This window comes from Streptomyces sp. NPDC045431, assembly GCF_040646655.1.
Classification (GTDB): Bacteria; Actinomycetota; Actinomycetes; order Streptomycetales; family Streptomycetaceae; genus Streptomyces.
The window spans coordinates 37,082-49,088 of record NZ_JBEZAQ010000025.1 but is presented as its reverse complement, the minus strand read 5'-3'; the positions used below and the strand labels follow the sequence as shown (position 1 = coordinate 49,088).

13 protein-coding genes and 2 pseudogenes are annotated in these 12,007 nt (G+C 73.3%); 5 read left to right on the top strand and 10 right to left on the bottom strand.

Features of this window, described 5'->3' with window-relative positions; all coding sequences use genetic code 11:
- Nucleotides 1-193: 193 nt before the first annotated feature.
- The 5 genes and pseudogenes from amiA to AB0A69_RS31235 all read right to left on the bottom strand — a co-directional run bounded on the left by amiA (nucleotide 194) and on the right by AB0A69_RS31235 (nucleotide 4,247).
- Nucleotides 194-331, bottom strand: coding sequence for a streptamidine family RiPP (gene amiA / locus AB0A69_RS31255; RefSeq protein WP_361429006.1), 138 nt, complete (start codon nucleotides 329-331; stop codon nucleotides 194-196).
- Between the two features lie 61 nt (nucleotides 332-392).
- A pseudogene (locus AB0A69_RS31250) lies at nucleotides 393-1,227 on the bottom strand (ABC transporter ATP-binding protein).
- 25 nt (nucleotides 1,228-1,252) lie between these two features.
- Nucleotides 1,253-2,266 carry an iron ABC transporter permease gene (locus AB0A69_RS31245; protein ID WP_361429004.1) on the bottom strand — a complete coding sequence of 338 codons (1,014 nt, stop codon included), beginning with the start codon at nucleotides 2,264-2,266 and terminating at the stop codon, nucleotides 1,253-1,255.
- Nucleotides 2,263-3,201: an iron ABC transporter permease gene (locus tag AB0A69_RS31240; protein WP_361429044.1), complete on the bottom strand. Its 939-nt coding sequence runs from the start codon at nucleotides 3,199-3,201 to the stop codon at nucleotides 2,263-2,265. Before AB0A69_RS31240 ends, AB0A69_RS31245 begins: the two co-directional genes overlap by 4 nt.
- Before the next feature lie 53 nt (nucleotides 3,202-3,254).
- Nucleotides 3,255-4,247 carry an ABC transporter substrate-binding protein gene (locus AB0A69_RS31235; protein WP_361429002.1) on the bottom strand — a complete coding sequence of 331 codons (993 nt, stop codon included), beginning with the start codon at nucleotides 4,245-4,247 and terminating at the stop codon, nucleotides 3,255-3,257.
- A 147-nt stretch (nucleotides 4,248-4,394) separates the two neighbouring features.
- Between AB0A69_RS31235 and AB0A69_RS31230 the strand changes: the two genes are divergently transcribed.
- The 3 genes from AB0A69_RS31230 to AB0A69_RS31220 all read left to right on the top strand — a co-directional run bounded on the left by AB0A69_RS31230 (nucleotide 4,395) and on the right by AB0A69_RS31220 (nucleotide 8,065).
- On the top strand, nucleotides 4,395-5,618 hold the full coding sequence (locus AB0A69_RS31230; protein WP_361429000.1) for a hypothetical protein: 1,224 nt from the start codon (nucleotides 4,395-4,397) through the stop codon (nucleotides 5,616-5,618).
- A 177-nt stretch (nucleotides 5,619-5,795) separates the two neighbouring features.
- Nucleotides 5,796-6,557 (top strand): hypothetical protein, encoded by a 762-nt coding sequence (locus AB0A69_RS31225; RefSeq protein WP_361428998.1) that lies wholly within the window; start codon nucleotides 5,796-5,798, stop codon nucleotides 6,555-6,557.
- Between the two features lie 83 nt (nucleotides 6,558-6,640).
- On the top strand, nucleotides 6,641-8,065 hold the full coding sequence (locus AB0A69_RS31220) for a hypothetical protein (RefSeq protein WP_361428996.1): 1,425 nt from the start codon (nucleotides 6,641-6,643) through the stop codon (nucleotides 8,063-8,065).
- Nucleotides 8,066-8,079: 14 nt separating this feature from the next.
- Here AB0A69_RS31220 and AB0A69_RS31215 read toward each other — a convergent pair whose 3' ends face one another.
- The 4 genes from AB0A69_RS31215 to AB0A69_RS31200 form a co-directional block, all read right to left on the bottom strand.
- A complete protein-coding gene (locus tag AB0A69_RS31215) occupies nucleotides 8,080-8,658 on the bottom strand; it encodes a TetR/AcrR family transcriptional regulator (protein WP_361428994.1) in 579 nt (192 codons plus the stop codon).
- Between the two features lie 88 nt (nucleotides 8,659-8,746).
- Nucleotides 8,747-9,157 carry a RidA family protein gene (locus tag AB0A69_RS31210; protein WP_361428992.1) on the bottom strand — a complete coding sequence of 137 codons (411 nt, stop codon included), beginning with the start codon at nucleotides 9,155-9,157 and terminating at the stop codon, nucleotides 8,747-8,749.
- A gap of 186 nt (nucleotides 9,158-9,343) precedes the next feature.
- On the bottom strand, nucleotides 9,344-9,565 hold the full coding sequence (locus AB0A69_RS31205; RefSeq protein WP_361428990.1) for a hypothetical protein: 222 nt from the start codon (nucleotides 9,563-9,565) through the stop codon (nucleotides 9,344-9,346).
- Between the two features lie 22 nt (nucleotides 9,566-9,587).
- Nucleotides 9,588-10,028 (bottom strand): ATP-binding protein, encoded by a 441-nt coding sequence (locus tag AB0A69_RS31200; RefSeq protein WP_361428988.1) that lies wholly within the window; start codon nucleotides 10,026-10,028, stop codon nucleotides 9,588-9,590.
- A gap of 130 nt (nucleotides 10,029-10,158) precedes the next feature.
- Between AB0A69_RS31200 and AB0A69_RS31195 the strand changes: the two are divergent.
- Together AB0A69_RS31195 and AB0A69_RS31190 are read left to right on the top strand one after the other, a co-directional pair.
- Nucleotides 10,159-10,981, top strand: a pseudogene (locus AB0A69_RS31195) (helix-turn-helix transcriptional regulator).
- Nucleotides 10,978-11,166 (top strand): DUF397 domain-containing protein, encoded by a 189-nt coding sequence (locus tag AB0A69_RS31190; RefSeq protein ID WP_361428986.1) that lies wholly within the window; start codon nucleotides 10,978-10,980, stop codon nucleotides 11,164-11,166. Before AB0A69_RS31195 ends, AB0A69_RS31190 begins: the two are co-directional and overlap by 4 nt.
- Here AB0A69_RS31190 and AB0A69_RS31185 read toward each other — a convergent pair.
- A complete protein-coding gene (locus AB0A69_RS31185; RefSeq protein WP_361428984.1) occupies nucleotides 11,153-12,001 on the bottom strand; it encodes an arylamine N-acetyltransferase in 849 nt (282 codons plus the stop codon). The genes AB0A69_RS31190 and AB0A69_RS31185 overlap by 14 nt on opposite strands.
- Nucleotides 12,002-12,007: the final 6 nt, after the last annotated feature.

The window sequence follows — 12,007 nt, the reverse complement described above, 5'->3', positions numbered from 1 at the left end:
GAGGTTCCTCCAAGGGGGAAGGGCGGGACGGGGACGGGACGGGCCCGCCCGGGAAGGCGATCCGGGCGGGCCCAGGCACGGGTGACGCGGTGTCGGCCTCGCTCGGCCGACTCGGCTCTACTCGGCCTTGTTCGGCCTTACTTGGCTTGGCCTTGGCCGGCCTTGGCCGGCCTTACTAGGCCCTGCGTCGGCCTTACTTGGCCGCGTCGGCCTCGACGGCGTCGGCAGCGTCGTCGAAGGGGTTCTCGACGAGGGCGTTGGAGTGGGTCGCCGACAGGTGGGCGAGCTGACCCTGCTCGGCGATCGGCGTGAACACCTTGTTCTGCTCCATGAGTTGAGCCTCCGTTTTCTCCGGGTGACCGCGCCGCCGGATCGGCGACGCACCACAGACACTAATGAATATGATTTTCATTCCGCAAGAGGTGGGGCGGTCGGGAGAGGGTGATCCGGGTAACACACCGGCCATCCGCCCTCCGGATCGCGCCCCACCCGGCCCGCCACGCCGAGGACGTCGGCGAGCAGCACCGGGGTCACCACCTCCGCCGGCGGCCCGTCCGCCGCCACCCGGCCGCCCCGCAGCGCCACGATCCGGTCCGCGAACCGCGCCGCGTGCCCGAGGTCGTGCAGCACCATCACGACCGTCAGCCCCCGCTCCTCGCGCAGCCGTACGACGGTCTGCATCACCTCCAGCTGGTGCCGCAGGTCGAGGTAGGTGGTCGGCTCGTCGAGCAGCAGCACGCGGGTGTCCTGGGCGAGCGCCATGGCCAGCCGTACGCGCTGGCGCTCGCCGCCCGACAGCGCGTCCACGGGCCGGTCGGCCCACGCGGTGACGCCCACGTCCGCCATGGCGCGGGCGCACACGGCGTCGTCGCCGTCCCGCAGCATGCCGAGCGGCCCGCGCGCCGCGTACCGCCCCTGACGTACGAGCTGACGCACGGTCATACCCGGTACGGCGGGAGCCTGCTGGTGCAGCAGGGCGACTCGGCGGGCGGCGGCGCGGCGCGACAGGCGGGCGAGGTCGTCGCCGTCGAGCAGCACCCGTCCGGCGGCCGGTTTGAGCAGCCCGGCGCAGAGCCGCAGCAGGGTGCTCTTGCCGCAGCCGTTGAGGCCGACGAGGGCGACCAGGTCACCCGGGGCGATGGTCAGGTCGACCCCGTCGAGCACCTCGCGGCCCGGGTAGCCGAAGCGGAGCCCCTCGACGCGTACCGAGCCGGTGGCCGTGGCCACCGGGTCCAACAGAACGCTCACGTTCTCACTCCTCACTCGCCGTGCGGCGGCGCGCCACGATCAGCAGCAGCGCCGCGCCCACGCAGGTCGTCAGCGCCCCGGCGGGTACGCTCAGCCGGTCCATGTCCAGGGCCCGGGCCGCCACTTGCGACAGCCACTGGGCCCCCGCGTCCGCCCCGCCGACCACCACCGCGCCGAGCAGCGCGGCGCCGGGCAGCGCCACGCGCAGGTCGGCCCCGAAGAGCGCGAACGCGAGGTGCGGCACGAGCAGCCCGACGAACCCGAGCGCGCCGACCGTCGAGACCGCCCCGGCGGTGAGCGCCACCGCGCACACGAGCGCGGCGACCCGGGCCCGGCCGGTGTGCAGCCCGGCCGCCGCGGCCTGTTCGTCGCCGCAGCGCAGCAGGGTCAGGGGCGCGGCCAGGGCGTAGGCCGCGACGGCCCACACGGTCGCCCACGGCCACAGCAGGTTCCAGTGGGCCCACACCCGGCCCTCGGTGGAGCCGACGAGCCACTGGACGACGCTGCCGAGTTCGCCGGGCGCGACCAGCAGCATCACGGCCGTCAGCCCGGCGAGCACCGCCGAGACCAGCACGCCGTACACGGCCATCTGCGCCGGATCGCCCTTGTCGCGCCCGGCCAGCAGCCACAGCAGGCTCGCCCCGGCGAATCCGCCCAGGCAGGCGGCGGTCACCACGGCCGCCGGGGACTCCCAGCCGGCCAGGCCGAGCCCGGACGCGGCGACCGCACCGAGCACGGCGCCCGGCGTGACGCCGGTGACCTCCGGCCCGGCGAGCGGATTGCGCAGCGCCGACTGGAGGACCGTGCCGGCGAGCCCGAGCGAGGCGCCCGCGGCCAGGGCCACCAGGGTGCGCGGCAGGCGCAGGTGGAGGACGACGTGCCGGGCGGTGGCGTCGCCGCCGCCGCTCAGGACGTCCCAGACGCCGGAGGCCGGCACGGCCCGTCCGGCGACCAGCCCTGCGGCCGCCACGACGACGGCGAGGAGCAGCAGGGCGGTGGTGCGTCGTGCGTACGTCACCGGCGGGACCTCGCCTTCAGCAGGGCGACTCCGGCCGGGACCCCGACGAGCGCCGTCCAGGCGCCGACCGGGGTCTCGATCGGCGCGAGGGCGAGCCGCGCCGGCTGGTCGGCGCAGGCCACGACGAGCGCGCCCCACACCGCCGACCACGGCAGCCAGCCGACCGCGTCCGAGCCGGGGCGCAGCTTCCGCGCCAGGTGCGGCGCGAGGAAGCCGACCCAGGCGACCGGCCCGCACACGGCGACCACCGGCGCGATCAGCAGCACGGAGATGGTGAGCGCGGCGAGCCGCGCGCGCCGTACCCGTACGCCCAGGGCCTGGGCGTCGTCGTCGCCGAGCCGCAGCACGCCGAGGACCGGCGCGCAGAGCACCAGCGCCGGAACGGCCACCACCAGCCAGGGCGCGAGGCCCGTCACGTCGTCCCAGGTGCGGGCGGAGAGGCTGCCGAGCAGGTAGCGGTAGATGAGCTGGAGGTCGAGCTGGTCGGCCAGCACCAGCAGCACCAGCAGCGCGGCCTGGAGGGCCGCGGCGACGGCCGCGCCGGTGAGCAGCACGGCGGACGGGCTGCGCCCGAACCCGGCGGCGAGCAGCGTCAGTACGCCGCCGACGGCCGCGCCCGCGAGGGCGAGGAGCGGCTGCACGGCGAGCGGCACGGACAGCGCGAGGACGAGCGGGGCGGCGACGCCGAGCGCCGCCCCGCTGGAGACGCCGAGCATCTCGGGGACGGCGAGCGGGTTGCGCAGCGCCTCCTGCAGGACGAGCCCGGCGGCGCCCAGGCAGGCGCCGGCGACGAGCGCCAGCACGAGCCGGGGCAGCCGCAGTTCGGTCACGATGACGCCGGCGAGCCCGTCCCCGCCGAGCGCGTCGGCGAGCGCGGCGGGGGGCACGTACGGCGTACCGAGGCAGAGCGCGCAGCCGATGACCGCCAGCAGCACGACGGCCACCGCGGCCCCATGGCGTACGGAGACTCGTGCGGACACTCGTGCGGTCACTTCAGCGCGGCCGTGGCCTCGTCGAGGACGATGCCGAGCGACCGGGTGCCGCGCCCCTTGGCCCACACCTCGGAGTCGACCTCGTGGACGTCACCGTTCTTGACGGCCGGAATGCGCGACCAGAGCGGGTTCTTGGCGAGCTTGTCGGACAGCTTGCCGTCGGAGGGTCCGCCGAAGGAGAGCGTCTCGACGAACATCACGTCCACGTCGGCGGCGAGGATCTCCTCCATGCTGTACGTGCCGTCGACGCCGCGGCTCTTCCACGGGTAGTGGGCGATCTTCGGGAAGAGCCCGCCGGCGACGTCGTTGCCGGGGGTGGCGACGCCGAAGTTCTCGTCGCTGCCGAAGATGATCAGTGCGGTCTTGTCGCTCTTGCCGCTCTCGGCCTTGGCCAGCTTGGCGCGGAACGCCTTCTCGGCCGCCTCGCCCTGCTGCGTACGCCCGGTGAGGGCGGCGAGGTTGCGCAGGTAGCCGACGCTGTCCTCCCAGCGGTTCGGCTGCACCGGCCAGAAGACGGTGGCGCCCTTGAGCGCGGGGGCGAGCTTGCCGTGCGTGTCCTCCAGGCCGATGACCAGGTCCGGCTTGTACGACAGGATCGCCTCGGCCTCGGGGGCGAGGAACCCGCCCGGTACGACCGGGATCTTCGCGGCCTTCTCCTTGCCCAGGAACTTCGGGTGGGCGAGCAGCTTGGAGTTGGTGGCGGCGGGCGTCATGCCGAGCTCGGCGAGCATGTCGTCGCAGAGCGCGACGAGGCAGACGACGCGCTGCGGCGGGGCCTTGGTGGTGACGGTGACGCCCTTGGCGTCGGTGACGGAGCGGGCGGCGGCGATGGGCTCGACCTTCACCTCGGTCTTCGGCCCGGCCTTGGCGCCGTCCTCGGCGCCGCCCCCGGCGGTGTCGGCGGTCGAGCCGCAGCCGACGAGCAGCGCCCCCATGACGGCCGTGGCGGCCCAGCGGCGCACGGTGATCCCCAGCATTCTGCGTGACATATGGCTCTCGGTTCCCTGTCTCGGTCCCGGGGCGGGATCGGGCGTGCGGCAAGGGCGCCCCGGGCCGCTCCCCCCACCACACAGATGTGCCACATGATAATCATTATCAACAATGTCGCCGTTCCACCACCCCTCGGGAGCCTCGCCATGCCGCTCGCCCCACGTCTGCTGGTTGCCGATCAAGTCGCTGGATGCATACGCGTGTTGGACCTGCCGGACGGCCGCGTCCGCGGTGTCCTGGAAGGCCGGCACCTCGCCGAGCACGCCGGGTTCCTGGCCCTGCCCGGTGGCCGCTGGGCGTTCGTCGACGACCTCGCGGGCGAGCTCGTCGTCCTCGACCCGTACGGCCCCGACGCGGGCCGCCCGCTCGTCGCGGCGACCACGCCGGTGGCGATCCCGGCCGAGCACCTGGCCGTCGACCCGTCGGGGCGGTACGCGGCGGTCACGACCGGCCTGGGCCGCAGCTGGGAGCCGTGGTCGGACCTGCTGACGGTGGTCGACCTCGACGGCGGCAGGTCCGTCCGGGTCCGCACGCGGGTGGGCGAGCCGGGCGTCACGGTCCTGGACGGGCCCGGCGAGCCCGGCGGCCCGCTCGTCGTCCTGCGGCACCGGGAACCCGGCGCGCTGGCCGCCTACCGGTACGACGACCTGCTGGCCGCCGCCCCCGCGTGCCCGCCCGCGACGCCCGCGTACGAGACGGAGCTGCCCGACCACGACGGCCACGGCGACGCCCACGACCCGCTCACCGGGCGGCTGTTCGCGGCCGCCGGGTCCGGGGTGCACCGCGCCCGGCGCGACGGCGACCGCCTGGTGGCCGAGGAGCCGCTGCCCTGGGCGGGCCCGGGACGCGGCTACTACCTGCGGCTCGACCCGGTACGCCGGGTGCTGTGGTCCTGCGTGCGCGGCGGGCCCGCCGACCCCGGCCGCTGGCCGGAGTGGACCAACGACGCCTGGTTCCACACCCTCGACGGCGAGCGCACCGGTCGCGTGCCCCTCGGCCCCGGCCTGGTCTTCCGGCTCGCGGTCGCCGCGCGGCACGTGGCGTACGCGCGTGTGCACCCGGACGGCGACGAGCTCGTGCTGCTCGACCGCGACGAGCCGAGGGTCGTGGCCCGCCGGCCGCTGCCGCCCATGGACGGCGCGCCGAAGCCCGGCGCCACACCCTGGGACGGGGTGCAGCGGCGGGCGATCGCCGCCTCACCGGGCGCGGGGTTCACCGCCGTCACCCGCGGCGGCCACGGCGAGGTTCACCTTTTCGACGGAACCGAGCCGGTGGCCACGTACACCCTGCCGACCCCCCTCGACGACGGGGGCCACCTGGCCCTGACGGCCCCGGGAGACGGCGCCTGGGGCGACCCGGTGGGCCGCTGAGGGGCTGCGGCGGGCGCGGCCGACGGTGGCCGGCCGCCCACTGATTGTGAATCAATTCACCTGACCCTCTTGGCCGGGCGTGCCGTTCCGTGCTGAGATTCGTCCGGGCTCAACGGCACTCACAGCACTCAACAGCTCAATGGCGCGCTCGGGGAGGGCAATGTGGCGGATACCGCCATGTCTGGTTCCGGAACGACCGCAAGCGACGATCCCCTCCAGACCGCGGTATGGCGGCTGCGTTCCCGCGGCTGCTGGAGCGACGCGGCCGCCCTGCTCGCACCCCGCGCGGACCAACCCGCGGCGGCGCTGCAGCGCGCGGCCCTGCTGATCGAGCGGTGCCTGTACACCGAACAGGGCTGGGCCGAGGCGGAGGACGCCCTGCGCGTGGCGGAGGCGCTCGCCCACGACGACGGCGAGCGCGGCGCGGCCGCCTGCGAACGCGGCTACCTCGCCTACGCGTCGACGCTGCACGGCGTACGGGACCGGGCCGACGAGGCCCGCGCGGCGCTGGGCCGCGCCGCCGCACTGATCGGACCCACCGCGCCAGGCCGCCCGCTGCTGGACTTCCGGCGCGGCCTGCTCGCCCAGAACCTCGCCGACTCGCCGCAGGCCGCCCGCGCCGCGTACCGCCGCGCCCACGCGGGCGCCACCGCCCAGGACGACCGGCTGCTGATGTCCTTCACCTGGCGGCACCTGGCGGGGCTGGCCCTGCGCGACGGGGAACTGGCCGAGGCCCGGCACGGCTTCGCCGAGTCGCTGCGGCTGCGCGAGGAGCTCGGCTACCTGGTCGGTACGGCCCCGGCCCTGGCGGCCCTCGCGGAGGCCGAACCGGAGCCGGAAGCGGCACGGCTGCGCGAGGAGGCGCGGCGGCTGTTCCGGCTGCTGGGCGGCGTACCGACGTGGCTGGCGGCGCAGTTGGCGGTCCGGCCTGCCGCCTGAGGGGCGCGCGCCCGGCGTCGGGGGGCACTGCCAGAGGGCGTTGTCAGAGGGCGTTGTCAGAGGGCTCTGCCATGATCGGTGGCATGAGCGACACCAGCCTCGACCAGGCACGCAGAGCCCTCGACGCCCTCCGTACACGCGAGGGCGTCGAACTCCTCGACGGCATCCCGGACACCGAACTCGACACCTGGCCGATCGCGATACCGGCGGCCGTCCGCGCGGTGCTGCGCGAGGTGGGCGGCATCCGGTACGGCCGCGAGCGCTACGACTTCGAGCCCCGGGGGCTCGACGTCGGCCAGTGGGGCACCGGCGACCTGCTCGTGGGCGTGGGCGGCGAAGACGACTGGGGGCCGATGGTCCGCGTCGAGGAGTACGACGACATGGAGATCGTCATCGAGGCGCCGACGTTCACCTCCTGGCTGCTGACCCTGGGCGCGGAGCGATCCGCCCCCGAGGCGACCCTCGCCGCCATCCCCTCCATCGAGGCCGCCGAGGGCCCGGACGCGGAGCTGGCCGCCCTGGCCGACGGCGGGGACTCCCTCACCGACCTGGTGGACCTGCGCGCGGTTCCCGGCTACCCGTGCCGGGTGGCGTGGGAGCCGTACCACTCCCTGGAGTACGACACCGCCGACACGGGCAGCAGCGACATCGAGTACGAACTCATCGGTGGAGGCCGGGCGTTGCTGCTCCGCAGCGTGCCCAGCGGCGACTTCCTGGACCGCCCGGTGCGCCGCCACCGGATCCCCGCCGACGCGCCGCGCCGCGCCGTCACCGAACTGCGCGCCCTCGCCGCCGACCACCCCGACCTGGTGACCCTCGAACCGGGCTGCACCGACGAGGAGATGGACAGCTGGCCGGTCCCGGTCCCGGAGGACATCCGCACGGTCCTCCGCGCGATCGGCGGCGTCCGCATGCCGGGCCTGCACACCCTGCGCCTGCTGCCCGGCGCGCCGGAGCACACGGTCGACCCGGAGGTGCACCGCATGATGGGCGGCGACGGCACGTACTGGCCGATCGCCCACGTCACGTACGGCTCCAGCGTCGCGCTCGCCCAGATCCGCATCGACCCGGACACCGGCGAGTGGGGCTACGTCGTCTCACTCCCCTGCGACCTGCGCGACCTTGGCGAGGAGCCCGAGCTGTCCCTGCTCGCCGAGTCGCTGCCGCACCTCCTGCTGACGATCGCCAAGGCAGCCCGCGAAGCCGCCGCGGCCCCGGACTTCGCCGGTCGCATGACCTCCGCCTTCCTGTACTTCACGCCCAACACCGGCGAACCGTGGACCCGCCCGGTCCCCGTCGAGGAGTGGTCCGACTCCTCCGACCCGCTCCGCGCCGCGCTCGCCACCCTCCCGCCGGGCACCCACGTCGCCGACCTGCGCGACTCCCCCATCCCCACGGACCTCTGCTTCCACCGCTCTTACCTCTGGCCCTACGGCGCGGACTCCCTGGACCGCCTCCACTTCACGGCGGCGGGGCGGCTGGTGGCGGCCATACCGAGGAAGCCCTGACCCGGCCTCGGGTGTCACAGGTCGGCGAGGGTGCTGTCCACGGTGGCGAGCAGGGCCTGCCTGTCGTCCCGGACCCTGCCGAGCACGCGCAGTCCGTAGTACGTGCTCTGGATCCGGCGCGCTAGGGCGCGGACATCACCGGTGGCACGGATCTCGCCCGTGTGGCGGCCGGCGGTGAGGACCGCGTACAGCTCGTCCTCGACCCGGTCGAAGCTGCGCCGTACCGCTTCCCTGATGTCCTGGTCGAGGCCGGCCGCCTCGATGGCCGCGTTGATCGCGAAACAGCCCCGGCGGTCGGTCTCGTCGAGGTCCGCGTCGATGGCGTGGATCATCATCTCGCGCAGCCGGTCCTTGACGGGGCCCGGGCGCTGGAGGAGCGCGATCTGCTCGGCGGTGCTGGTCTCGTAGTACCGGTTGAGGGCGCGCAGGTAGAGGAGGCGCTTGCCGCCGAAGGTGTTGTAGAGGCTCGAGGGCCCGAGGCCCGTACTGTCGCACAGGTCGCGGGTCGACGTGCCCTCGTAACCATGGCGCCAGAAGGTCTCCATGGCGGCGGTGACGACGCGGTCCTCGTCGAACTGTCGGGGCCTGGCCATGTCCCCCACCCTAGGTTTTTTGGAACAGGTTGACAAAACGTGACTGCGGGCGGCCTTCGGGCGGTACGCGCCGCCCACAGTCCGCGCGTCAGGCCACGGCACCGACCGCCTCGATCTCGATCATCCAGTCCGGGTCGGCGAGCGCGGCGACCTGGACGAAGCTTTCCGCGGGGAACGGCGGAACGTAGTACTCCGCACGGAGGGCCGCGAAAACGTCCTGGTGGGAGAGGTCCGTGACGAAGACGGTGACCTTCACCGCCTGGTCGAGACCCGAGCCCCCGTTGGCCAGGACGGTGGCGACGTTGGCCAGGGCCCGCCGCGCCTGCGCCTCGAAGTCCCCGCGCCCGACGGTGGCTCCCGTCGCGTCGACCGGCGCCTGACCGGAGGTGAAGACCAGCCCGCCCACGCGGATGCCGAGCGAGATGCCGTCCTGCGCGTACCAGTCGGGGTCCGCCGTGACGCGGGTACGAGTGAGGGGCGGCGTGGAAAGCGGTGTCATGTCTGCTCCTTCTGGCGTGACTTGGTGGTCGGATGTGTGCCTGGGAGGGCCCCATGTTTTGGATCGAGTGCTTCATAACGCGGCGCGAGACATCAAGCACCTCGCCCCGGCAGGGACCGTAGCACGTTATGAAGCGAATGCTTCAAAACCGGGGCCAGACCGGAGGCTCACGCGGGGCGGCGATCCCTACGCGTCCTCCGGTAGGTGGTAGTAGACGGTCCCCGACCGCCAGGCGCCGTGCTCGGTCATCTCCGCCTCGATGACGACGTCCTGGATCTCGACGGGCCCCAACGCCTCGATGGCGTCGGCCAGTCGCCGCAAGAGAGCGGGAACGCTGTCGCAGCCGGGGCCGAAGGGGTTGGCCAGCGAGAAGTGGCGCACGGTCCAGTGCGCGGGAGTTTCGGTCACGGGCCGATCCTAGGATCTGCCGCTACCCGGCCCACATCTTCAGCTCGGCCCACACGGTCTTGCCCACCGGCACCCTGTCCGCCACGCCCCACGCGTCGGCGAGTGCCGCCACCAGGAGCAGCCCGCGCCCGCCGTCCCCGTACGGCTCGGGCGCCACCACCACCGGTCGGCGCTCGCCCCGGGTGTCGCCGACCTCGATCCGCAGGACACCGTCCCCCGACAGCGCGAGCCGCACCTCGAAGTCCCGCCCGGGCACCCGCCCGTGCGTCACGGCGTTCGCCGCCAGCTCCCCCACGACGAGCGCGGCCGCCTCGGCGCCGTCGCTCCCGTACGGAACACCCCACACGTCCAGCCGGTGCCCGGCCAGATGCCGGGCGAGACGCGCACCGCGCCGGGTGGAGCTGAACCGCTGAGTGAACACACGTACGGTAACCGGGCTTTGCTCTGTCACGTGACCGCTCATGCGCCCACCGTGGCGGCTGCGCAAGGGGGTTGACCAGCCCAACCACTCGTACGCTGCCACGGCGTACGGACTCACGCTGTGGACAGTACGCGTCACGGTCCGTGACGATACGGGACGGAGGTGTTGCCTTATGACAGCCAACAACACGGAACCCGAGTCGTCCGACAGTCTCAAGGCGTTCGGCGCGGTACTCAAGGCCTTTCGCATCCGGGCGGGCCTGACACAGGAGGAGTTCGCCGCCAGGGTCCACCACTCCGTCCACTTCGTGGCCTCGGGTGGAACAGGGCCGCCGGATGCCGTCGCCGGAGTTCGTGGAGCTGGCGGAGGAGGTGCTGGACGCGTTCGGGGCGCTGCGGGGTGCGGCGCAGCATCTGTCGCGGGAGAGGTTGGCGTCCTGGTTCCGCCACTGGTTCAAGTTGGAGGAAACAGCACGGACCGTGTGCACGTACGAGTGTCGAGTGATTCCCGGTCTGCTCCAGACCGAGGCGTACGCGCGAGCACTGATCCTGAGCGTTCCGCCGCCTCCGACACCTGAGGAGGTAGAAAACCGGGTGTCCACGCGGCTGGCACGCCAGTCCCTCTTGCTCCGCAAGGAGCCCATCGCATTCAGCTTCATCGTCGAGCAAGCCCTGCTCGAACGCCAAGCGGGCGGTGTCGAGGTCACGCGTGAGCTCCTCGACCACCTGATGGCATGCGCGTCCCGAACGAACATCGAACTGCAAATCGTGCCGCTGCAACTCCCCGACCACGCCGCCCAAGACGGTCCCATGCAACTGGCGGAGACACCGGACCACAAATGGCTCGGCTACGTGGAGGGCCAGGTGTCGGGAGCCCTGATCACGGACCCGAGAGCCGTCAGCAAGCTCCAGCAGCGCTATGCCAAACTGCGCTCACAGGCACTCACCCCCGCAGATTCCTTGAACCTGCTGAAGCGAATGCGAGAGGCCCTATGACTAACACGACGGAACTTGCCTGGTTCAAGAGCAGCTACAGCAGCTCGCAGAACGACAGCTGCGTCGAGGTCGCCACCTGCGCCTCCACCGTCCACGTGCGCGACTCCAAGGACCCGGCGGGCCCGCAGCTCGCGCTCTCGCCCGCCGCTTGGGCCGCCTTCGTACCGCACGTCAGCTTGGGGTGACGGGCGGCAGATCGTCGGGCGGCGTGATGCCGAAGGTGTCGGCGAGGACGCCGGACAGCTCCTCGTCGGTCACGACGCGCTCGGTGCGGCTGCCGTCAGCGCGGGTCTCGGCGAGGCGGCGGTTCGCGAGGGACAGGTGCGTGTCGTCGGTAACGCGCTGGACGTAGAGGGTGCGGGAGAACGGGGAACGGGGGTTGGTGGCGATGTGCCAGTTGATGACCTCGAAGTCGGGTGCCTCGAAGGGCTCGACCGTGAACGCGTACTGATCGGCCCACATCCCGGCGCCGCCGCCCTCGGCAGGCTCGTACGCCTGGAGCACCCACATCTCCAGCGGTCCGTCGTGCGGGGCGTGCACGAGACGGTGGCGGCGCGAGCCCGCGCGGAACTCGGTGTCGGTGACCAGCGGCGCCGCCTCGATGAGCGAGCCCGCCGCGCCGAAGCCGACGTCCGCGAGGAAGTCGCCCTCGCCCGGTACATGAACGAGCAGGCACATGTGCGTGCGCGGCCGGATCGCGCCGTCGGCGCCGACGAGGACGCGGGCGGCGAGCCGGGTCACGCGGAAGCCGAGGGCTTCCAGAGCGGCGGCGAAAAGGGTGTTGTGCTCGTAGCAGTAGCCGCCGCGTCCGCCGTGGATCAGCTTGGCGACCAGGTCCGGGAGGGCGAGGGACGGCGCGATGCCCCGGATCGGGTCCAGGTTCTCGAAGGGGACGGCGTAGAGGTGCGCACGGTTCAGGGCCCGCAGCGTGTCGGCGTCGGGCTTGTGGTCGCCCCGGAGCCCCACGTGGGTCAGGTAGGCGTCGAGGTCGAAGGGCGCGGTGTCGTCAGGTCTGGCCATGATCCA

Bases quoted from the DNA above. Each gene is read 5' to 3' on its own strand.
- AB0A69_RS31185 (WP_361428984.1), bottom strand. From the start codon at position 12,001: ATGGCCAGACCTGACGACACCGCGCCCTTCGACCTCGACGCCTACCTG.
- AB0A69_RS31225 (WP_361428998.1), top strand. From the start codon at position 5,796: ATGTCTGGTTCCGGAACGACCGCAAGCGACGATCCCCTCCAGACCGCG.
- amiA (WP_361429006.1), bottom strand. From the start codon at position 331: ATGGAGCAGAACAAGGTGTTCACGCCGATCGCCGAGCAGGGTCAGCTC.
- AB0A69_RS31200 (WP_361428988.1), bottom strand. From the start codon at position 10,028: ATGAGCGGTCACGTGACAGAGCAAAGCCCGGTTACCGTACGTGTGTTC.
- AB0A69_RS31215 (WP_361428994.1), bottom strand. From the start codon at position 8,658: ATGGCCAGGCCCCGACAGTTCGACGAGGACCGCGTCGTCACCGCCGCC.
- AB0A69_RS31190 (WP_361428986.1), top strand. From the start codon at position 10,978: ATGACTAACACGACGGAACTTGCCTGGTTCAAGAGCAGCTACAGCAGC.
- AB0A69_RS31235 (WP_361429002.1), bottom strand. From the start codon at position 4,247: ATGTCACGCAGAATGCTGGGGATCACCGTGCGCCGCTGGGCCGCCACG.
- AB0A69_RS31230 (WP_361429000.1), top strand. From the start codon at position 4,395: ATGCCGCTCGCCCCACGTCTGCTGGTTGCCGATCAAGTCGCTGGATGC.
- AB0A69_RS31220 (WP_361428996.1), top strand. From the start codon at position 6,641: ATGAGCGACACCAGCCTCGACCAGGCACGCAGAGCCCTCGACGCCCTC.
- AB0A69_RS31210 (WP_361428992.1), bottom strand. From the start codon at position 9,157: ATGACACCGCTTTCCACGCCGCCCCTCACTCGTACCCGCGTCACGGCG.